The sequence below is a fragment of the Massilia antarctica genome (genome assembly GCF_015689335.1).
Taxonomy (GTDB): domain Bacteria; phylum Pseudomonadota; class Gammaproteobacteria; order Burkholderiales; family Burkholderiaceae_D; genus Telluria_A; species Telluria_A antarctica.
This window is the reverse complement of record NZ_CP065053.1, coordinates 4,852,718-4,872,678: the sequence shown is the minus strand read 5'-3', so window position 1 is coordinate 4,872,678 and position 19,961 is coordinate 4,852,718. Positions and strand designations below refer to the sequence as shown.

At 63.5% G+C, this 19,961-nt stretch carries 20 protein-coding genes; 6 read left to right on the top strand and 14 right to left on the bottom strand.

The window, feature by feature from the left end; genetic code table 11:
- Nucleotides 1–3: 3 nt before the first annotated feature.
- On the top strand, nt 4–441 hold the full coding sequence (locus IV454_RS21680) for an SH3 domain-containing protein (RefSeq protein ID WP_206087779.1): 438 nt from the start codon (nt 4–6) through the stop codon (nt 439–441).
- Nucleotides 442–447: 6 nt separating this feature from the next.
- On the opposite strand, the gene IV454_RS21675 is transcribed toward IV454_RS21680, so the two are convergent.
- On the bottom strand, nt 448–903 hold the full coding sequence (locus IV454_RS21675) for a GNAT family N-acetyltransferase (protein ID WP_206087778.1): 456 nt from the start codon (nt 901–903) through the stop codon (nt 448–450).
- Between the two features lie 114 nt (nt 904–1,017).
- Here IV454_RS21675 and IV454_RS21670 point away from each other — a divergent pair, with 114 nt between their 5' ends.
- From IV454_RS21670 to IV454_RS21660, 3 genes are all read left to right on the top strand, one after another.
- On the top strand, nt 1,018–2,271 hold the full coding sequence (locus IV454_RS21670; protein ID WP_206087777.1) for an MFS transporter: 1,254 nt from the start codon (nt 1,018–1,020) through the stop codon (nt 2,269–2,271).
- 66 nt (nt 2,272–2,337) lie between these two features.
- Complete coding sequence (locus tag IV454_RS21665; RefSeq protein ID WP_206087776.1) at nt 2,338–3,300, top strand: PP2C family protein-serine/threonine phosphatase; 963 nt, start codon at nt 2,338–2,340, stop codon at nt 3,298–3,300.
- Between the two features lie 138 nt (nt 3,301–3,438).
- Nucleotides 3,439–4,956, top strand: a complete 1,518-nt coding sequence (locus IV454_RS21660; RefSeq protein ID WP_229521773.1) for an FHA domain-containing protein — start codon at nt 3,439–3,441, stop codon at nt 4,954–4,956.
- A gap of 20 nt (nt 4,957–4,976) precedes the next feature.
- On the opposite strand, the gene IV454_RS21655 is transcribed toward IV454_RS21660, so the two are convergent.
- On the bottom strand, nt 4,977–6,323 hold the full coding sequence (locus tag IV454_RS21655) for an MBL fold metallo-hydrolase (RefSeq protein ID WP_206087775.1): 1,347 nt from the start codon (nt 6,321–6,323) through the stop codon (nt 4,977–4,979).
- Between the two features lie 119 nt (nt 6,324–6,442).
- Here IV454_RS21655 and IV454_RS21650 point away from each other — a divergent pair, with 119 nt between their 5' ends.
- Both IV454_RS21650 and IV454_RS21645 read left to right on the top strand, forming a co-directional pair.
- A complete protein-coding gene (locus IV454_RS21650) occupies nt 6,443–7,153 on the top strand; it encodes a hypothetical protein (RefSeq protein ID WP_206087774.1) in 711 nt (236 codons plus the stop codon).
- A 52-nt stretch (nt 7,154–7,205) separates the two neighbouring features.
- Nucleotides 7,206–7,745, top strand: a complete 540-nt coding sequence (locus tag IV454_RS21645) for a hypothetical protein (protein ID WP_206087773.1) — start codon at nt 7,206–7,208, stop codon at nt 7,743–7,745.
- Between the two features lie 18 nt (nt 7,746–7,763).
- On the opposite strand, the gene IV454_RS21640 is transcribed toward IV454_RS21645, so the two are convergent.
- The 12 genes from IV454_RS21640 to IV454_RS21590 form a co-directional block, all read right to left on the bottom strand.
- Complete coding sequence (locus IV454_RS21640) at nt 7,764–8,210, bottom strand: hypothetical protein (RefSeq protein WP_206087772.1); 447 nt, start codon at nt 8,208–8,210, stop codon at nt 7,764–7,766.
- A gap of 240 nt (nt 8,211–8,450) precedes the next feature.
- Nucleotides 8,451–10,325: a glycoside hydrolase family 16 protein gene (locus tag IV454_RS21635; RefSeq protein ID WP_206087771.1), complete on the bottom strand. Its 1,875-nt coding sequence runs from the start codon at nt 10,323–10,325 to the stop codon at nt 8,451–8,453.
- A gap of 487 nt (nt 10,326–10,812) precedes the next feature.
- Nucleotides 10,813–11,790 carry a DUF2804 domain-containing protein gene (locus IV454_RS21630; RefSeq protein WP_206087770.1) on the bottom strand — a complete coding sequence of 326 codons (978 nt, stop codon included), beginning with the start codon at nt 11,788–11,790 and terminating at the stop codon, nt 10,813–10,815.
- A 155-nt stretch (nt 11,791–11,945) separates the two neighbouring features.
- On the bottom strand, nt 11,946–12,356 hold the full coding sequence (locus IV454_RS21625; RefSeq protein ID WP_206087769.1) for a hypothetical protein: 411 nt from the start codon (nt 12,354–12,356) through the stop codon (nt 11,946–11,948).
- A gap of 10 nt (nt 12,357–12,366) precedes the next feature.
- Nucleotides 12,367–13,563 (bottom strand): porin, encoded by a 1,197-nt coding sequence (locus tag IV454_RS21620; protein WP_206087768.1) that lies wholly within the window; start codon nt 13,561–13,563, stop codon nt 12,367–12,369.
- Nucleotides 13,564–13,878: 315 nt separating this feature from the next.
- The gene (locus IV454_RS21615; protein WP_206087767.1) at nt 13,879–14,289 is read right to left on the bottom strand and encodes a hypothetical protein; all 411 of its coding nucleotides are present in this window, start codon (nt 14,287–14,289) and stop codon (nt 13,879–13,881) included.
- A gap of 10 nt (nt 14,290–14,299) precedes the next feature.
- The gene (locus tag IV454_RS21610; protein ID WP_206087766.1) at nt 14,300–15,496 is read right to left on the bottom strand and encodes a hypothetical protein; all 1,197 of its coding nucleotides are present in this window, start codon (nt 15,494–15,496) and stop codon (nt 14,300–14,302) included.
- 157 nt (nt 15,497–15,653) lie between these two features.
- On the bottom strand, nt 15,654–15,788 hold the full coding sequence (locus IV454_RS33365) for a hypothetical protein (RefSeq protein ID WP_282961360.1): 135 nt from the start codon (nt 15,786–15,788) through the stop codon (nt 15,654–15,656).
- 32 nt (nt 15,789–15,820) lie between these two features.
- The gene (locus IV454_RS21605) at nt 15,821–16,690 is read right to left on the bottom strand and encodes a pirin family protein (protein ID WP_206087765.1); all 870 of its coding nucleotides are present in this window, start codon (nt 16,688–16,690) and stop codon (nt 15,821–15,823) included.
- The gene (locus IV454_RS21600; RefSeq protein ID WP_206087764.1) at nt 16,687–17,091 is read right to left on the bottom strand and encodes an OsmC family protein; all 405 of its coding nucleotides are present in this window, start codon (nt 17,089–17,091) and stop codon (nt 16,687–16,689) included. The genes IV454_RS21605 and IV454_RS21600 overlap by 4 nt, the downstream gene beginning before the upstream one ends.
- Before the next feature lie 154 nt (nt 17,092–17,245).
- Entirely contained in the window at nt 17,246–17,638 is a 393-nt protein-coding gene (locus IV454_RS21595) for a hypothetical protein (protein WP_206087763.1), read from the bottom strand.
- Between the two features lie 9 nt (nt 17,639–17,647).
- Nucleotides 17,648–19,960: an SUMF1/EgtB/PvdO family nonheme iron enzyme gene (locus IV454_RS21590; protein ID WP_206087762.1), complete on the bottom strand. Its 2,313-nt coding sequence runs from the start codon at nt 19,958–19,960 to the stop codon at nt 17,648–17,650.
- Nucleotide 19,961 lies beyond the last annotated feature (1 nt).

Below are 19,961 nucleotides of genomic sequence, written 5' to 3'. Positions count from 1 at the left end.
GCCATGCCAAGCGTAGCTTACCTGGCCATGGGCGCCTACGCGGCGGGCCTGATCGCCACCCTGGTGCTGGCGGCGTGGCTGACGCCAGCGCGCTGGTGGCGCCGGCCCAACCTGCGCGCGGCCGGCATCCTGGTGGCCGGCACCTGGGGCTTGGGCGCCCTGCTGCTGTCGCTGCTGCCGGCCGTTCAGCCGGCAATGGCCGCCGCCGTCCCGCCTTCTTACGCGGGTGTCAGCTACACCGTGTTCGACGACTTGAACCTGCGCGCGGACAAAGGCATCGGCGCGCCGCGCATCGCCGTGGCGCCGGCGGGCACCGTAGTGACCACGACCGGCCTGCGCGACGGCGACTGGTGGCAGGTCAGCGCGCGCATCGACGGCAAGGACGTACGCGGCTGGTCAAGCAGCCTCTGGCTGCGGCGCGCCGAGGAAGCACGGCGCTGAAGTCGCTCAGGCGGACAGCTTCATCGGGTTGAAGTACAGGCCATTGACGCTCTGCATGGGCGCACTGCGCTCGAAACCCATGGACTGGTAGACCGGCAGCGCGTAATTGGAGGAATTGACGGTAAAGCTGCCATCGCCGCCGCCCTCCATCGCCGCGCGCCGGGCCACATCCCACATGGCGCGCGCGACGCCGCATCCGTGGAAATTTTTACCAACGAACATGTGATACAGATGCTTGCACTCGCGCACGGCGATGAAGCCGGCCAGTCCGCCGTCGATCTCGGCCACGTGATACACATAACCTTTTGCTAGAAAACCCTGGAAGCCCTGTTCGTCATTGTCGCGCAGGAAGGTCGCGGCCACTTCAGGCGGCGACTCGTGGACGATGAACTCGCTAGCCAGCGCACGGAACAGCGCGACGACGGCGGGGATATCGCCGGCCTCGATAGGACGTATCTGCATGGTTGTTTAATCAGGTTGGCAGATCACCATTGTGCACGTTTGGCCGCGATTGTGCAGGTCATTTGCGCCGGCATGTTGACGCCCGGCATGACCGCACCGTAGACTGGAACGATCATGTCCAAACCCAGCCTGTCCGTTCCTCTCCCGGCACCGTCGCTGTGCGCCAAGGTGCCCTTGTCCAAGCCGCTGCGCCATCCGCGCTTCCGGCATCTGTGGACGGCCAACCTGATCTCGAACCTCGGCACCTGGACCCAGACCTTCGCTTCGGCCTGGCTGATCGCCTGTGTGGCAAGCTCGGCTTCCACGGCCAGCCTGGTGCAGACCGCCAGCTACATTCCCATCTTTCTGTTTGCCCTGTTTGCCGGCGTGATCGCCGACGCGGTGGACCGGCCCAAATTTTTGTTCTTCTGTAATCTGTTCATGGCCCTGTGCGCCTGCGCCATGGCCGCGCTGGCCATCAGCGGCCGGGTATCGACCGCGCCCGTGCTGGCGTTGACGTTCTGCATGGGCTCCGGCGCGGCCTTCATGTGGCCGGCCTGGCAAGCGTCGATGTCGGGCCTGGTCGAACCGGACGAGGTCGAGGCGGCCGCCACGCTCAATAATCTCAGCTACAACGTGGCGGCCATCCTCGGGCCGGCACTGGGCGGGCTGCTGTTCAACTGGGTCGGCGCCGGCGCGCTGTTCTTGGTCAACGCGCTGTCCTTTGTCGGATTGCTGACCGTGTACTGGTCGTGGTGGCGCGACGGCGTGCCCGAACCACGCGCCCGGGTCGATTTTGCAAGCAGCCTCAAGCTCGGCCTGAGCACCGCGCTCGGCTGCGCTCGCTACCGGCACATCCTGCTCAATGTCTGCACGGTGTTTTTCGCGACGATTGCGTTCGCCGCCCTGCTGCCGGTCTTCGTGCGACAAGTGCTGCACATGGATTCGAGCGTTTTCGGCACCCTGATGGGCAGCCTGGGCGCGGGGGCCGTGTGCGGCGCCTTCCTGCTGCCGTCGCTGCGCACGCGGGTGAGCAAGACGCGCCTGCTGGGCGGCTCCTTGCTGGTCTATGGCGCCATGCTGTGCCTGCTGCCCTTGATCCGCTCGCTGACCCTGCTGGTGCCGCTCATTGTCGCCGCCGGCATGGCGTGGTCGGCCACCGTATCGACCCTGAACGCGGCGGCGCAACTGGCTTTTCCGGCGAGCATACGGGCGCGCACCCTGTCGATCTACCTGTTCGTCATGGCGGGCGGCTACACCGTCGGCAGCATGGTCTGGGGCGCGCTGGCGGACCGGGTCGGCGTGCAGGCCGCGCTGGCCACCGCCGGCGCCTGCGTGATCGTCAACGCCATTGCACTCGCGACAGGAAAGCGGGAAACCTCCATCTGATCATCGTTTTGGCGCGGCAAGTTTACCGATAAGCTGTCAGGATTGCCAAACACTGCGCCCAGCCCGATGACAACAGCAACCCCCAGCCTGGATTTTGGCCCCTGTCTCGATGTGTCGGTGCACTCTTGCGCCGGCGCCGGCGCGCCGCCGCATCTGGAAAACCAGGATAATTACCTGGTGATCGACAGTACCGGCAGCGCCGTCTTCCTGCACGAGCAAGCCGGGCAGCGCCAGCAGGTGGCCAACTGGCCCGCCGGCCATATGCGCGTGGCGGTACTCGACGGCATGGGCGGCCATGGGCGCGGACGCGAAGCGGCCGAGGCGGTCGTGGCCGGTTTGCTGGAGATCCCCGCGTGCCAGACCTTGCACGAGCTGTCGGCCCGCCTCGACTTGCTGCACGGGCAATTACAGCGCCATTTCGGCTGCGATCCCGCCACCGGCAAGCGGCCCGGCACCACCCTCACCATGCTGGAACTGCGCCTCGGCAAGCCGGCGCTGCTGTACCACGTGGGCGATTCGCGCCTGTACGAGCTGCTCCATTCGCACGTCACGCCGATGACGGTGGACCATGTTCCCGCGACAGCCTTCGCGATGGGCGGCTTGCTGGGCGAGCACGAATGGTGGCAACAAGTGCATGGCGAGCATCGCTCCCAGATTTCGCAAGCTTTCATTTTGGGCAATGCATTCGCCAATCCGGCCGAGCTGGCCGATGACTTGTATGAACTGTCGCCGCGCAACCTGCCGCCCTATCTGTACCACTTGCCGGACCGGCGCGCGCTGGAACTCGATCCGCGCGCGGTGTACCTGCTGGCCAGCGACGGTTTCTGGGCCTGCGCCGATCCGCGCGCGTGGCTGGCGCGCTGGCCGGGGCTGTTCAATGCGCAGGATAGCGCCCGCGCCATGAGCGAGGCCCTGTTCGCGGAAATGCGCAGCAATCCACCACCCGAACTGCATATCGATAACCTGACGGCCATCGTGCTGCGGCCGCTGCGCCACGACGAAACGGCGGCGCCGTTAGCGGCCCGATAACTTTACGGAGACGAGCCTTGATGACCCGACAACACTCTGTTTCAAAACACAAATATTGTTGATAGGCATGGGCGTTTGGCGTGCCACAGATCTTTAAAAGCGCGTAAGCTTTGACACTCATGAACGGCGAGTATTGCTATGAAAAAATGCAACAATCCTCTGCACCCGCATTGCACCTTCTGGGTCATGCCAGGGGAAAGCGCCTGTTCGAACGGCCATGCCCAGTCGGCTGTACCGGCCCCGGCGGCACCCGCAAATTCCAGTTATGAACTGATCAGCGCCCTACGCAGCTCGCGTCCCACGGCCAAGCCAGGAGCGGCGCCGTTCGCCTACCCCGAGGAAGCGCCCCCGGCGCTGCAACGTCCGCATCTGCACATCAGCGGTTTCGATCCGCGCGCGGCGGGCGGACGCCAGGCCATCAAGGTCGAGCTGCGCGGCATGCCGCCCGACAGCGCGCCGCTGGTGACCATGCAATTGCAGTCGGCGCTCATCGCGCAGGGCAACGCGCGCCATTCCTTCGTGCGCACCCTGCGCGGCGACTGGCGGCCCCTGTTCATCGAATTTTCGTCGCGCGACAAGGAACACGGGCAATACCGCATCGAGGTGGAGCTGTTCAACCTGCAGGACAATCGCATCCGCCATAAGTGGGTGTGTACCCTGGTCATCCTCGTACCGCGCCCCGATGCAACCCTCACCGAAATCCACCAAACCTTCCTGTCGACCCATAAAAACGTACGCGTGATGGCGGACGACGCCTCCATCGCAAGGGTCAATGCCCAGGCTGGCGGCGGACGGCTCGACATCGACGTCCACGCCCGCAACGCCTCGATCGCCAATCTCAATCTCGACGCAAAGCCCGGCAAGGTCGACCTGGGCTTTTCTACCATCGCCTGGGACGAAGACCTGATCGAAATCGACGTGCCCGCGCATGCCGATCCGCACCCGCACCCGACCGCCTGCGCCTGCCTGGTCAACGCCGCGCCCGAGGCTGGCTCGCAGCGCCAGGTGCGCCTGTTCGCGATGGCCGAGTGCGTGCTGGGCCGGTTCGAACTGTACGACCCCGAGGCGGACGTGCTGCTGACCCACTTCGGCGACGATGGCCAGGACCGCGACGGCCTCACGCGCCGCCTGTCCGGGCGCCACGCGGTGATTCGCCCGGGCCTGAACGGCTTTGAAATCGAAGACGTGTCGCGCTACGGCATCCTGCTTGACGGCGTGTGGCCGGGCAAGAACAAGCCGGTGCCGCTAAGGCTGGGCATGCGCATCGAGCTGTCGGCCAGCATCAAGGGGATTGTGGAACTGAATGTGACGGCGATCATGCCGCACGGCGTGATTGTGCACCGCATCGACCAGGGTGCGCATGCGGAGTGTTTTTACTTTCTGGAACCGGGGCGGCATCCGGGCTTTCCGCTGGCACCGTTCGGTGCGGCGCCACGGGCGTCGGTGATGCCGGTCATTTATCACCAGAATGGCGGTTTCTGGCATCTGGACCCGGCTACCGGCAAGGAAACCGCCCTCAGTCCCGGGGCTGCGCTTGACCGGCTGGCCCAGTTTCCGCGGCATACGCGTTTTGCCAGCGAATCCTATCCGGAATGCTGGATCGTGCGCTCGGCCTTGAAGTCGACCCACGGCGTGGGGGAAATGCAGACCGCCTGACGCCTTTCCCGGGTGCCGCGCTAGCCGCGTTCCTTGATGCGGCGTAGCTGGGCCGCCTGATAGGCACCGAATACATCGTTGAACAGGCAGCGGATCAAGGGATCGTCCACCAGTTCGGCATCGAGCAGGTCGGCTTCGGTCTGCGCGTCGAATACCGAATCATTCATCCGCAGATACATCGAGGTCAATGCCTCGCCCAGTTCCAGCGCCGCGTACAGGCGCGCGACCGGCACCTCGGTCGTCCACGACAGGGCAGCCGGCACGCCGGAAAACAGCTCGATATGGTCGCCTTCGATCCGGTAATGAAAATCGGTGCCCTGCCCTTCATGATCGAAGACTGACAGTCGCCACACGCGCGGGGTCTCGAAAAAACTCTCTTCCGGCAGTTCCATGCCCCGGTATTTATCCAGCAGGCCCGACTCGCAGTAATGAACCACGCGCGCGTGCTGCGCCGCGGTCAACGGCGGAAAATGGCGCGCGATATCGGCCGTGCGGGGCGCCTGCGCGTGCCCCTCGTACTGGTAATCGACATCCTGCTCGCCCACCGGCACTACCCAGCTTAACGGCGGCGCGGCCTTGAGTCCATCGTGGTCCAGCGCGAACGACACCGATGGATTCATCCTGACGATGCGCGAATCCGGCAAGGCCGCGCCCATCTCTTGCCCGAACTGGCGGTAGGTGATCGGGAAAAACGCGTGGTTATACCAGGACCATGGCTCCTGCACGAACTGGCAGGAACTGGGCACCACATAGCGCGGCTTGAGCGCGGCCAGTTGTTCGAACCATTCCTCGGGCAATTGCACCGGCGCGGCCACGGCGCGCGATGGCGACAGGACTTCGATTTCGCGCATGGTCTGGAATGGCCACAGCACCATATCCCACAGCGCGAAGCGCGCCAGTGCCGGCAGGGTCGCCGGATCGATCCACGAATCGACCACATTGAGCACATTCAGGCCGGCGGCCTGGATATGGAACATCGAGTCGACGTCGGCGTCCATGGCTTCGCGCGGGGTCACCGTGAACGCGCCGACCGGCACCGGCACGTCGATGTGCAGCGGGTGAACATGAACAAAGCCCAGCTCGCGCACCATGTCGAACAACTCGTCGAACATGCAGTAGATATGGATCGGCGTGGCGCGGTCCAGCAAATCGAGGCTGTCGAACGAGCAGTGGTCGTCGTGGAAATGCGAAATGAAGACGGCATCGAAGCGCACGGCGCGGATTTGCGCGTGGTCGAAACGAACGTCCGGAAAAGCGTGGCAGTTGCGGCTGAAGGGATTTTCGAAGACCGGATCGAACGCGATGCGCGTGCCCTCGCATTCGAATACATAGCCGGCGTGGAGAATCCTGGAGATTGTGAGCGTCATGCCGGCCATTATCTCACGCGGCCGGCCCAGCCAAAAACGCTTGCCCTGCCCCGGGATCGCCTATCATGGCGGTATTGGCCGGGCACCCCGGCCGCCGAACTCCTGTAAGTGGACAAACAATGACGATCATCGAACTGCCGTTTCGGGCGACAACAGAACAAGCCTGCGCGTGGATGGAACAGCAAACCGGGTCTTCCTGGACCTTGGCGCGGCTGATAGAACATACGCTAACGCCCTACGTGTGGCTCGATTACGACGCCGCGTATCCCGATCTGTTCGGCGACGCCAATGGCGGCTATGCGGCGCCGATCTTCTTCGAAGGCGATACCGCGCGCCTGGTGGCCGGCAGCGACGATGTGCTGATCACGATCACCAAGGACGCCTACAAGATCGTGGTGACGCTGCCGCCGCCGGGTTTCCGGCGCGAGCTGCACGAACTGCGCTTCCTCAAAAAAGAGCTGGAAAAACTGGTCGCCAGGCTGAAACGCGAAGCGGAACCCAAGCCGGTGGTGGTGGAAACGGCCCAGGAAGCACGTGTGGGCATCAGCAGGGACGAAGTGATCGCCGCTTTCGCGGGAATGCTGCGCATCGACATCGCCAAGGCGCTCGACGACGCCCTCGGCGTCTTCGGCGATGAAGGCGCGCGCATCAAAGGCAGCGCCAGGAAATCGAAAAAGCAGGCCATGTGGAATCCGGTGACCCTGGCCCTGGGAATGAACGATCTGTACCGGGTACCGGTATCGCAACTCAAGCGCGCGTTCCAGGGCCACGATTTCCTGCATCCGTGGCTGGGGCAATGGAATGCATCGCTTGCGCTGCTTGGCAAGTGAGCGATAGGTTAAACTACGGCTCTACCACCTAAGACAAGCAAGCACTGAATCTATGACCACCAAAAAACAACCTCCGGTAAAACGCGCGCCCGAGGAACCAGTCGGCCGGCCTGAAAATCCGTTCATCAGTACCGAATTTTTCGCCCGGATGCGCGATTACACCGAACGTGACGCGGCCTTTTCCAAGGAAATCAAGGCCATCGGGGAACGCGGCGCGGGCAAGCTGTCGACCGACGCGCGCACAGCGCCGTCGCTCGAACCGCTGCGCGGCGTGATCAAGAAAGGTTTGCCGCTCAAGGATATGTTCGGCCGCATCGTGCAAGGCGTCGAATCGGGCCTGTGGGAGCCGTGGCTGACCACGTTCGGTTTTGAGCTGCGCGGCGTGAATTACGCCAAAACGGGGGCGCGCAATGCCCGCCTGGCCCTCGATATCAGTCTCGCGTCGAAAGCGACCACGGTGTTTGCCAACGCCGGCATTCCCAACTGGCGCAGCCTGGTCGCGGAAGACTGCGCCCAGATCCAGATTGAAAAGCCGACCGAAAAAACGCCGGCGAAGGCCTATGCCATTTTCTGGCTCGACGCCGCCGATTGAGGCGACCGCTCTATTGCCTCAGCCGGACCGGGGCAGCGCTTGCCAGCCCCACCAGGTGTAATGCGATTCGCGCTCTTCCACCTTGAACCGGGTGCCGCAGCGGCAGCAGGTGCAGCCGATATCCTCGCCCCACCCGCCTTCGGCCGGCGAGACGGTGTCGATGGATACGTTACCGGCTTTCTGTTCCCGCTGCGGGTTATACATCAGGTAGGCGGGATACAGCGCGCACAGGCACTGCCGCGTATCGCGGTGGAAGGCCAGCCTTCGAAATGCGAAGTTGAGGTGTTCCGCGTTGGGGAACACCGCCCCGCCCAGCGCCACGTCTTTCGTCGCACGCTGCATGTCACCGAGACGGGCGGCGAACATATCGAGTACGGTGCGATCCCACAGATGGATAAGCGCACCGGATGCCGACCACACCCGCATGGGGTCGCGCGACAGCATATCGTCTAGTAGTTTATTCATTGGCATGCAGGGCCTTGGACACGCTTTCCATTTTATACGATGGCAAAGGGAGTCCCCTGTTTGCCGGACTGACAGCGGCCAAGGCCGCCGCGGCCTTCGGTCCGGAACGCAAACCGCCAGTGATTCAGCCAACGACGCAATGGCTGGCGGCAGCCCGGCCAGCGCCGGCCGGCAAGGCCAGGTAAACGGCACAGGGCGGTCGCAATCCGCGACCGCCCCGCTGTCATCCTCGCTGCGCAATTACTTCATCGTGAAGCTTTGCAGGGCAGTGTCGACCGCATAATTACGCGTGGTATCCCAGTACGTGAAGCTGTACTTGACCACGTCGCCCGCCTTCAGGCCGCCTGCCGAGTAGGTGTTATTGCCCGCGTCCTGGCGCATGCGCAGGTTTTGCTGGCCACCGGAATTGACCGTGTAATGCACGTCCGCCCAGCTTGACGTGCGCACGGCGAACTGCAGGGTCGTCGAGCCGGTCTGGGTGGCGCTGACCGAGACCGGGGTCGGGGTTGGGGTTGGCGTCGGCGTTGGAGTCGGTGTCGGCGTTGGCGTCGGTGTCGGCGTTGGAGTCGGCGTTGGGGTTGGTGTCGGCGTCGGCGTCGGCGTCGGCGTCGGCGTCGGCGTACCGGAATCCCACACAATATCGTCGATCGCCATCTGGAACGGCGCGCCCGGCAATTGCGTCGCCTCGCTCGAAAACTGGAACAGGTCCAGCATCGACTGCAACGCCACTTTCGGCCCCACCAGGGTCGATACCGGAATCGTCGCCGTGGCCCATTCACCGTTACGCACCAGGCCATACGTGGTCGCATTGGCCGGGAACTTGACCGCGTTCTGGTTGGTGTAGGTATCCTGGATACTCACATTGAACGCCACATTGGCAGGAATCTTGATGCGGAACTTGAGATTGCCGTTCCTGAAATTGCTCATGTCGTGCGCCTGGCGCGATTGCACGCTGCCGCCGAACCACTGGTTTGGCGCGGTATAGTTCAAGGCCATCACATTGCTGCCCTCGTAAGGCGGGGTATTCCCGCCTGACATGGAAGAGTTATTCCACACAAAGATGTCGGAGCTGGTGCCGGCCACCTGCTTGTTATTGACGGCGGTGTTATCGGTGAACACGCCGAACTTGCCCACTTCCGGCGTCGTCTGGTTGCCCAGCTTGACCGTACCCTTGCCGTCGAGCTGATACACGCGCACATAATCGACATACATCGTGCCCGGCAGCGGCGCCGTGACTTGTCCCGGCGACGCCGCATCGGTAAAGTTCCCGCCCACCGCCAGGTTCAGCAGCAGATAGAACGGCGCCTGCAGCGCGGTCGAATTGACCGGCAGCGGGTTATCGTACAAATTGTGCTCGACGCCATTATCGACGACGGTAAAACGCATCTGCGACTCGGTCCAGTACATGCGATAGGTGACGAAGCGGTTCGCCATCGAGGTCGGAGCGATGTACCAGTTCTTGGTTTGCCACGCGGTCGACGCGGCGCAGCTTTCGTTACCCGGCACGCAGGCGGCCTGCTGGTAGGTAATCACGTTCGAACCGACGAAGCTGTCCATCGGCGCATTGCCGGCGGCGGCACGCGAGCTGGCGCGGTGGCCCATCTCCAGAATATCGATCTCGCCATTACGCGGCCAGGTCTGCGGGCTCGATCCCAGCAGCCACGCGGCCGGCCACAAGCCGGTGCCGAGCTGCGGCGTGCTCACGCGCAGTTCGATCATGCCGTACTGCACCTGCACCTTGCCTGCCGATGTCACTTTGCCGGAAGTGAAGGAATTGGCGCCGACCGTTTGACGCTGGGCCTTGATCGCCAGCGCGCGCGAATTGGGCTCGAACGGCACATTGACGATGGAGAGATTGTTCGGGCTGTAGTACTCGAGTTCCTGGTTGCCGTAGCCGCACAGGTTGATCTGGCAACCATTGCCGTCTTCCGCAGTCCAGACCGAGCTGTTCAGGCTGGGGCCGTTGAACTCTTCCGACCACAGCAACTGGCCGATCACGGGATTGGTCACGCTGGCGCTCGCGCCGGCGCCATAGATGCCCAGGATACTGCCCGCGATGGCGGACAGGACGAATTTGCGTTTCCGGCTGACCAGCTTGTTATCTTGATTTTTCACAATGTCTCCTAGTAAAGCTCTTCATAAAATGCGGCACAGGGTCGGGAAGCACGTTGGTAGCGCTTCCATCAGCATCGGCACCGCGCTGTGCCAGACTGCGCAAAACGCGCGCGGCCTGTCAGGATTCAGGTGGAACATGCGGCCGGCTCAGCGATACGCGCGGCCCGGACTGCGTCGGACAGGAAAAGCCAGGCCCCGGAACGCCTGTTGCATGAGCGGTTCATAGCGGACATCGGTCTCCTCGTCGGCCGGGCCGCACGCTTGTGCACGCGTTTTTTTTCGATAAATTGGAGAGCGGAAACTTAACATTCTCTCCATTATGGAAACGCTTCCAAATCTGGAAAATGAAATATATGCCGATTGAATTTTGATGTCAAGATAAAAAGATATGCATGTGGCGCCGATGTCTGCGCGCCCTGTCCGAACGCGCTGGCCTGTCCGCGCCGGCCTGTCCGCCGCATTGCGCGCGGGCGGGCGCTGCCATGCGCTACCAGCGCGACGCGTGGTCTTCGGTCACGCCGGCCAAACGGACCACGGCACGGCGCGGCCCATCCGCGCTCGCCCTCACCCACCCGGAAAAGGTGCCGATCGGCTGCACATAGCGGCTGGCCGCCACCAGCAGGTTCTTGTCCTCGCGGCGCGCCCCTTCCGGCGTGAAATGCAGGTCGAGCAAGCCGTCATCGGTGAACACGTGCCACGGCGCCATCGGATCGCCTTCGACGAACTCGAACGTGGCGGCGCCAAGTCCGATCAGGCGTCCGTCCAGCCACAAGGCGTTCTCGTGCGAGCCGAAATAGCCGGCCTGCACATTGAAGCCCAGTTCCAGGCTGTGCGCCGACGCCCAGCGCCACGCCGTGTTGCGCGCCAGTAAACCGTTCGAATAGTCGAAGCTGGCAACGCCGCCATCAAGCTGGTACGCGCGCTCGCCAACGCGCACCATGCCCGTGAGCGCGAGGCCCGATGATTTCTGCGTCGCATGCACCGCCCCGCCCTGCACCGGTCCCACGGCCAGCAACAGCGGCGCGCCCGGTGCGCCGAAGGCGGCATCGATCCGCACATCCTTGCAGCGCAGCGACAGTGTGCTGGCCGACATCTCGATGCGGCTGCCGGCAAAACTGAAACGGCTCTGTTCACCCGCGTGATCGGCCAGGCGCGCGGTCAGCCCCGGAATGCCGTCGCGCGAAAAGCCCGCGACCACCGCGCGCTGCCCGCGCTCGAACACATACGCAAAGGCCGTGTTGGTCCAGCCGACATCGACGATGGCGATACCGCAAAACAATTGATCGGTCGCCAGCGCGGTGTAGTGCCAGCGCTTGTGGTGGAAGCGGCGCCACCAGCGGCTGCGCGCGTGCGGCGCCGCCAGGCGGGCCCAGTCGAAGCGCGTGGCGGCACCGGCGAAGCGGCCGAAGACGGGTACGCCATCGGCTGGGGGAATGGTCTGGGGCGCTGCGGGAAGTGACGTCATCGGGTGGGCGTGGTGAGCGGCGTGCCGCGGTCGCCCAGCCTAGCAGATGCGCGAGCGCGCCGGCAAATTTCTGTTCCCGAAACGACAAGGCCCTCCCGGACAACAGGAGGGCCTTCATGGCGCCGCGCGCCCGGCTGTGGGCGCTCTGCCGATGCTTACTGCACCGTGAGAATGACTTTCACGGTATCGTCCACGGCCGACTTGTCGATGTAGCCGATCGCACTCACATCGGCCGCGACCGCCTTTTTTACCTCGGCTGCCGAATGATATTCCTTCGGTGCCGTGCCCTTGCCGGTAAACACCAGCTTGGACCAGATGGCCTTGACCTGCGCAGGTTCCTTCTGCAGCACCTTGGTGTAAAACTCGGTGCGGATGGGCGCGCCTTCGTTAAACTCGATCGGCGTGAACAAGGCCGACTTGCCGATGAAAAACTGGGCCGCCTGCTCGCTGAACATGCGCGTGGCCGGATTCTTGGGGTTGACGATCACGGCGATTTCCGCGAACGCGGGCACGGTCGTCGCAAACAAGCCTGCCGCAAGCAGCATCTTGCCGATTGTTGTCTTCATGCTGCTCTCCTTAAAATACAAAGTCGATACCGGCGGCGTAGACGTTCACAGTATCGTGAAACCCAGGCTTGGCCCGCAGGAACGTGCCGGCGCCATCGCGTGGCTTGACCCGGTCAACCTGCACCTTGAGCGCGGCGGACTTGCTGAAGTCCCAGCGCAGGCCGACCGCGTTGGTCGATTGCTGCGCCGCCTTGACCACCCCATTCACGCCGGCCGTCAGCGGCGCCAGTGGGCCGCTGGTCGGCAAGCCGGCATACGTGCGGGCGCTGTCCTGCTTGGTGTCGCCGTAGAAGTAGTACGGGGTGAATTTGCCGAAGCGATAGCCGAACATGGCATAGTAGGAATTGGTGTCCACGATGATGAGCGAATCGGTCCTGCGCATCGCGTATTCGGTCTGTATCAGGAAATTCTTGTAATCCATGGTGAAGCCGACCGAGGTGAAGGAGCCATCGACATCAGTAATGCTGAGGTCTTGCGCGACCTGGGTCAGGCCAACCCGGCGCAAGGTGGCCAGCAAGCCGTCGAGCGCCTTGTTGTCTTCCACGGTGACCTTGGCATCGGCACGGCCGAAGCGCACGGTGAACGGCCCGTTTTCGGCCACGATGTGAATCGCCGTCGCCGGCCGGTACTTGACCTTGGCATCGTCGGTGCTCTTGGCCTTCATATTGCCGATGCCAGCCTGCGCCGTCACCGTGGTGTCGCCGAAATTGTGCTGATACACCACATCGACGCCATCGAAGGAATCGCCGTTCACCTGGCGATACACTTCGGTGGGCGGACGGATCATGGTGTTGGCGTAGCCCACCTGGCGGAAGTCCGAAATCATGTAGATCGGCATGCCGATGCGGCCGACCCGAATCGATATCTCATCGTTGACCTTGAACTTGGCGAACGCCCAGCTCAGTTCGGCGCCCCAGGCATCGCGCGCATTCTTGCGGGCCAGACCCTGCACGGTGAACGACAACCAGTCGTTCATCTTGGACGTGCCCTGGATGCCGAAATTCGAATCGACGCCGGGACGCGGGCTCTTGCCCACGCCTGCCTGCTGATTCGGGCGGGCGAATTCGACGTCGTCGGTATCGGTCGCGGTCAGGGCCGCGGTACCGAATCCGCTGATGGTCACGGTCGGGCCATCGGCCGCGTGCGACGACATGCTGAAGGCTGCCAGGATTGCTGAAACCAAGGCAAGGCGCAGTGGTTGATTCATTCTATCTCCTCAATGGTTCGCGAGTGCTGAAGCCTTAGTGTGGGACACGAGTAACTATTTGTGTACCGTTCACTCGCCCAATTTCACGAAAGCGTTGTATCGAAGGAACACAAGCAGGCATTGGTGCGCTTTAATCTAGCCTATCGAATAACTTCTTCACGAAAGGTAACTTAATGCCATGCCAAATAGAATATTTTTTCCAATAACGAAGCGCAAGAATGCATTACCCTTGGCAATCGATGGCGAACAAAACGGGGAAATAAAACGGAGAACAAGGAGAGGTGTGCCGGGCACCGCGGCCCGGCAGGCAATTGCTTACTGCACCGTGAGGATGACTTTCACGCTCTCATCCACGGCCGACTTGTCGATGTAGGCGATGGCGCTCACATCGGCCGCGACGGCCTTTTTCACTTCGGCCGCCGTGTGGTATTCCTTGGGCGCCGTGCCCTTGCCGGTGAACACCAGCTTGGACCAGATCGCCTTGACCTGGGCCGGTTCCTTCTGCAGCACTTTGCTGTAGAACTCGGTGCGGATAGCCGCGCCTTCATTGAACTCGATCGGCGTGAACAGGGCCGATTTTCCGGTGAAAAACTGGGCCGCCTGCTCGCTGAACATGCGCGTGGCCGGATTTTTTGGATTGACGACCACGACGATTTCCGCGAGCGCGGGCACGGTCGCCCCAAACATGCCTGCTGCCAGCAGCAAGGTGCCGATAGTTACTTTCATACGGTTCTCCTTAGAATACGAAATCGATGCCGGCGGCGTAGACATTCACGCTATCGCTGAAGCCTGGCTTGGCCCGCAGGAAGGTACCGGCGCCATCGCGCGGCTTGATGTGGTCGATCTGCACCTTCAAGGCGGCCGACTTGTTGAAGTCCCAACGCACGCCAACGGCATTGGTCGATTGCAGGCCGGTCTTCATGGCCATCGCAACCCCAGCGCTCAGCGGCGCCAACGGACCGGCAGCGGGCAAGCCGGCGTACACGCGCGCGCTGTCCTGCTTGACCTTGCCGTAGTAGTAGAACGGCGTGATCTTGCCAAAGCGGTAACCGAGCATCGCGTAGTAGGAGGTGGTGTTCGGCAGGGCAAGCGAGTCGGTCTTGCGCACCGCATATTCGCTTTGCACCAGGATATTCTTGTAATCCATGGTGACGCCGAGCGAGGTGAAGGAACCGTCGACATCGGTGACCGACAGCTCGTCGGCGACCCTGGACATCCCCACCTTGCGCAGGGTAGCCAGCAAGCCGTCGATCGATTCGCTGTCTTCCACGCTGACCTTGGCGTCGGCACGGCCGAAGCGCACCGTGAACGGGCCGTTTTCGGCCACGATATTGATCGTGGTCGCCGGCTTGTACTTGATGCGGTTGTCGTCGGTGATCCTGGCCGACATCGTGCCGACGCCGATCTGGGCGGTCACGGTGGTGTCGCCAAAGTTATGCTGGACCATGGCATCGACGCCATCGTAGGAGTCGCCGTAGATCTGGCCGTACACTTCCCGCGAAGGACGGATCATGGTGTTGGCGTAGCCGACCTGACGGAAATCGGAAATCATGTAGATCGGCATGCCGATGCGGCCGACACGGATCGACACTTCATCGCTGACCTTGAACTTGGCAAACGCCCAGCTCAATTCGGCGCCCCAGGCATCGCGCGCATTCTTGCGCGCCAGGCCCTGTGCGGTGAACGACAGCCAGTCATTCATCCTGGCCGTGCCCTGGATGCCAAAATTGGAATCGACACCGGCGCGCGGACTCGTGCCGACACCGGCGGCCTGGTTGAAACGCGCATACTCGACGTCATTCGTATCGGTCGCCGTCAGGGCGGCCGTGCCGAACCCGCTGATGGTGACGGTGGGCGAATCGGCGGCGTGCGCTGCGACGCCAAAGGCCGCCAGGATCGCGGTGACGAGGGTCAGGCGCAGTGGTTGGTTCATGTGTTTCCTCAATAGGTTGCTAAAGGCTGGGGCTGTATTATGTCCCATGAGCAATTATACGTGCATTGAAGAAACACTCAAATTTGTTGAATTGTTGTTTTAGAGGAACAACCCGGCAGCGGCAGCGGCGGGGAATGCCGCTGCCGGGAGAATGGGTTCAGATGCCGGACGACAGCACCAGAAAGATCATCGCCACGCCGAACAGCAGCGCCGCCTGCATTGCAAACACGACAGCGGGAATTTGCAGCTCATCAGGAATCTTCATGATCGCCTCCATGCGGTTGGTGTACATGCTTAGACCGCTGCCGTGCTGCAAAGTTCCCGTCAGCGCTTGGGCAGGGGAATGAATTCGGTTTCGCCGGGCACCTTGCCGAAGCGCTGCTGCTCCCAGTCGTCGCAAGCGCGCGCGATGCGCTCCTTGCTCGACGAGACGAAATTCCAGTACATATTCCGGTGGCCATCGAGCGGCGCCCCGCCGATGACGACGAACTGCGCGCCGGCGCTGGCGTACACGCTCGCGCCCGTGCCGGCCTCGATATACGCCATCGTGTGCGGCGCCAGCGGCTCGCCATCGATCGCGATCTCGCCGCTGACGGGATAAATCGCCGCTTCCTGCGGCAGGTCATCGAGTTCGATGGCGCGGCCCGGGTCAAGCGCGATATCGAGGTACAGCGTTTCGCTGAAGGTCGCCACCGGCGAGGTCTGGCCGAAGGCGCTGCCGATCAGCACCCGCACCAGCGCGCCGTCGAGCTGCGCCACCGGGATGTCGCTCGCCGGTGTGTGCGCGAAGCTGGGAGGATCTTCCTCGTGCGCGCGTGGCAGCGCAGCCCACAGCTGCAGGCCATGCGAGCGGCGCGGCTTGCCGGCCAGGTCAAGCGGGGTACGTTCGGAATGGACGATGCCGCTGCCGGCGGTCATCCAGTTGATCGCGCCCGGCTCGATGCGCTGCACCGAACCGACGCTGTCGCGGTGCTCGATCGCGCCTTCGTACAGATACGTCACCGTGGCCAGGCCGATGTGGGGATGCGGACGCACATCGTGATTGGCCTCGGCCGGCGCGTCGATGGGACCGAAATGGTCGAAGAAAATGAACGGCCCGACCGCCTGCTTGGCCGCCGCCGGCAGCACGCGGCGCACGCGAAAGCCGCCGCCGATATCCTTTTCGTGCGGCTTGAAAAAGTAGGCGATGCTCATGGCTGCACCAGGGTGGTGGTGATTTCGGTGGTCACGCCGGTCATCAGCTTTTGAATCGGGCATTTCTCGGCGGCGGCCAGGAGCTCGGCGCGCTGGGCGTCGGACAGCTCGCCTTCGAGGCGTAGCGCGGCGGACAGGCGGTACACGCCCTTGCGCTCCTCGCTGGCGTCGCGTTCGACAGTCACTTCGATGTCCTCGACCGGAATGCCCTTGCGCTTGGCGTACCAGACCACGGTGAGGGCCTTGCAGGCGCCCAGGGCGGCGTCGTACAGGTCGTGCGGGGACGGTCCGGCATCGGCGCCGCCCTCCTCGACCGAGCCGTCGGCCGGGATCAGGTGGTTGCGCACGTGGACGATATGGCGCATTGGCTGCGACAGGTCGCGCTTGACGGTAATGGACATGATGTTCCTTCTTGATGAGGGTGGGTGTGGGCGGAATTTACACCCTTTCGCGGCAGCGCGCATCCCACGGAATGGGGGGAGCCTGCAGGACGCACGCCGCGCAACTCTCATGCCGGAACCACCCACGCCGCCCGGCGGCGGATGCGGACATACGTCAGGTGAAAACGAATGGCTTTGTATAGGGTGTCCGGTAAGGCGTTCCGGAGAAGTCCTCACCGTTTTTGTACACGTACCAGTTTCCCCAACTCCGATTAGGATGAATGCAAAGATAGTCGTCGCCAAGTTCCAGATGAATCGGCAAGGTCTCATCCTCCTTGTACACCAATACCTGCACCGCATCGCCCGGTAACAATTCGACTTCTTGGGGCGTCAGCTCCAGATAAAGCGTGATCGGGGTCGAGCGATTGTTAACAAACTCAAAAATTGGAACGAAATCGGGAGGTGGATTGGCAGGTGACATTGTCTTTAAGGTAGCGAAGCGCTGCATGATGAACTGTATCTGGACATTGAAACGACCAGTATCGCGCTCGCGGCGCACCCGTGGCAAGATAACCTTTCAGGGCGCGATGATATTGCGCGCTACGCGGAACCCGACAATATCATTACTGAGCTGCGCAGAAAACCCATTGCGCAGCGCCGAGCGCAGATAGCGCGGGTTGTACAGCCACGAGCCGCCGCGCAGGATGCGCCGGCTCTGGTCCCCGCCCTGCTCCCAGGCTTTCCCGGTGGCCGGCGCACCCTCGTAATTGTCGTGCACCGTGTCCTGCACCCACTCCCACACATTGCCGTGCATGTCGTACAGCCCCCACGGATTGGGCGCGAACAGCCCGGCGCGTGTGGTGCCCTGGCGGTACTCGCCCTTGGGACTGCCGTTGTAGGTGTAGTTGCCATCGTAATTGGCCAGGCTGGTATCGATCTCGTCGCCGAAGCTGAACGCGGTTTTGGTGCCGGCGCGGCAGGCATACTCCCACTCCGCCTCGCTCGGCAGGCGGTAAGTCTGCCCGGTCTTCTCGCTCAGCCAGCGCACGTACTTTTGCGCGTCGTGCCAGGTCACGCCCACCACCGGATGCGCGTCGGTCTGGGCAAACCCCGGGGCGGCCCAATCGACCTCGCCATGCGGCTGCCAGCCGGTGGCGCGCACGAACTGGCGCCACTCGCCCACCGTGACGGGAAAACGCCCCATCGCCAGCGGATGCTCGATGCCGACCCAGTGCTGCGGCGTTTCGCGCTCCACCCACGATTGCTGTGAGCCGGCCCGCATCGCGACCTTGCGCTCGTGCTCCGGGGAGCCCATCAGAAAGCGCCCGGTCGGCAGCAGCACCAGCTCCGGCCCCTTGCCCGTGCCGTCCAAAAAGCGGTCACGCAGAACGCCTTCGGTGTCGGCAACCGGACCGCCCGCTTCCGGGAGCTCAACCGGCACCTCGGCTGCCGGTTCGGCCGGGCCGCGTTCTGCCGCGCCGCGCTCGGCCATCTCTTCGCGCGCGCGCTGCTGCTCGGCGCGATACGCCGCCACGGCCTTGGCCTGCATGGCCTTGCGCTGCTGATCCTCGCGCGCCTTGCGCTCCTTCTCGGCGTCGGCCTCGCGCCGCTCGCGCAACTGCTGGCGCAGTGCTTCCTTGCGTTCGCGCTTGGCAGCATCGGCTTCGGCGCGCTCGACCGCTTCCTGCTCCTTGCGCTGCTTTTCCTTGAGCAGATGGGCCGCCGCAGCCGCTTCCGCCTCCGCCTTGCGCTGCACCGCCAACTGTCTCGCGCGCTGCTCTTCCTGCGCGCGCGATGCCGCCTGCTGCGCCGCATGCGCAACCTGTTCCTGCGCCTGTTGCGCGGCATGCTGCGCCGCCAGCTCCTGCGGCGACGGCCCCACCGCCCCGCGCAAGGAGGCCAGCAAGTCCGGCACCGTGGCCGGCCGCTGGTCCGGATCGAAGGCAAAGCCGCCGCGCAGCGCATCCCATTCGCGCGCCGACAGCGCCTCGGGCCGCGGCGGCTCGTGACTGGCGCTGCGCGGGCCATCGAACGGCATGTGGCCTTCCACCATCTGGTAGATCATCACCGCCACCGCATACACGTCGAGCGCGCGGCTCGGCTGGCGTTGCAGGGTGCCCGCTTCCGGCGCGCGGTAGCCTGCCGTGCCCGAGTTGCCGGGCGCCTCCAGGCCGATGCTGCTCGCGCTGCTGCGCGCACGCGCGGCGATGCCGAAGTCGAGCAGCTTGACCTCGCCCTTTTTGGTGACGAACACATTGCCCGGCTTGATGTCGCGGTGAACCAGCTTGTGCTTGTCCCACGCGTACTGCAAGGCGTCGGCAATCGGCGTGAGCAGCTCCTGCACGCGCGCCAGGCTCAATGTGCCTTCGCGCGCCAGCAGGCTGTCGAGATCCTCGCCTTCCAGGCATTCCATGATGATGAAATAGCTCGACGTGGCCGGATCCTGGGCCCACTCGTAGACCCGCACGATGTGTTCATGCGCCAGCCGGCGCGCCTGGGTCGCTTCTTCGATCAGCAGCTTGGCGTGGGTGGCGCTCTGGGTCAGTTGCGGCGGCAGGATCTTGAGCGCGACCATCGCGCTGTGACCGAGTTCGGCGTGGGTGGCCAGGTCGATCGCCTGCCACACCTGGCCCATGCCGCCCTGCGCGATCAGCTGTTCCAGCCGGTAGCGGCGGTTTTGCGGGCCGATTTCCTGGCCTGCCATCAGCCCGATCTCGGTGCCCTGGCGGATGTGGATCGCCGGCGGCGCCATGGGCGTGCCGCTGCCGCCGGGCGGCGCGTACTCCGCATCCAGGATGGCGTTCTTGCGGCTGTCGAACTCCTGCTGGCTTAGCAGGCCATCTTCGTGCAGGCTGCGCAGTTCGCGGATCTTGTCTCTTGCCGTTTGCATC

Coding starts and splice junctions, on each gene's coding strand:
- IV454_RS33365 (WP_282961360.1), bottom strand. CDS start 15,788: ATGTACACCAACCGCATGGAGGCGATCATGAAGATTCCTGATGAGCTG.
- IV454_RS21670 (WP_206087777.1), top strand. CDS start 1,018: ATGTCCAAACCCAGCCTGTCCGTTCCTCTCCCGGCACCGTCGCTGTGC.
- IV454_RS21620 (WP_206087768.1), bottom strand. CDS start 13,563: ATGAATCAACCACTGCGCCTTGCCTTGGTTTCAGCAATCCTGGCAGCC.
- IV454_RS21650 (WP_206087774.1), top strand. CDS start 6,443: ATGACGATCATCGAACTGCCGTTTCGGGCGACAACAGAACAAGCCTGC.
- IV454_RS21680 (WP_206087779.1), top strand. CDS start 4: ATGCCAAGCGTAGCTTACCTGGCCATGGGCGCCTACGCGGCGGGCCTG.
- IV454_RS21600 (WP_206087764.1), bottom strand. CDS start 17,091: ATGTCCATTACCGTCAAGCGCGACCTGTCGCAGCCAATGCGCCATATC.
- IV454_RS21625 (WP_206087769.1), bottom strand. CDS start 12,356: ATGAAGACAACAATCGGCAAGATGCTGCTTGCGGCAGGCTTGTTTGCG.
- IV454_RS21610 (WP_206087766.1), bottom strand. CDS start 15,496: ATGAACCAACCACTGCGCCTGACCCTCGTCACCGCGATCCTGGCGGCC.
- IV454_RS21675 (WP_206087778.1), bottom strand. CDS start 903: ATGCAGATACGTCCTATCGAGGCCGGCGATATCCCCGCCGTCGTCGCG.
- IV454_RS21630 (WP_206087770.1), bottom strand. CDS start 11,790: ATGACGTCACTTCCCGCAGCGCCCCAGACCATTCCCCCAGCCGATGGC.
- IV454_RS21645 (WP_206087773.1), top strand. CDS start 7,206: ATGACCACCAAAAAACAACCTCCGGTAAAACGCGCGCCCGAGGAACCA.
- IV454_RS21660 (WP_229521773.1), top strand. CDS start 3,439: ATGAAAAAATGCAACAATCCTCTGCACCCGCATTGCACCTTCTGGGTC.
- IV454_RS21655 (WP_206087775.1), bottom strand. CDS start 6,323: ATGACGCTCACAATCTCCAGGATTCTCCACGCCGGCTATGTATTCGAA.
- IV454_RS21665 (WP_206087776.1), top strand. CDS start 2,338: ATGACAACAGCAACCCCCAGCCTGGATTTTGGCCCCTGTCTCGATGTG.
- IV454_RS21640 (WP_206087772.1), bottom strand. CDS start 8,210: ATGAATAAACTACTAGACGATATGCTGTCGCGCGACCCCATGCGGGTG.
- IV454_RS21605 (WP_206087765.1), bottom strand. CDS start 16,690: ATGAGCATCGCCTACTTTTTCAAGCCGCACGAAAAGGATATCGGCGGC.
- IV454_RS21590 (WP_206087762.1), bottom strand. CDS start 19,960: ATGCAAACGGCAAGAGACAAGATCCGCGAACTGCGCAGCCTGCACGAA.
- IV454_RS21615 (WP_206087767.1), bottom strand. CDS start 14,289: ATGAAAGTAACTATCGGCACCTTGCTGCTGGCAGCAGGCATGTTTGGG.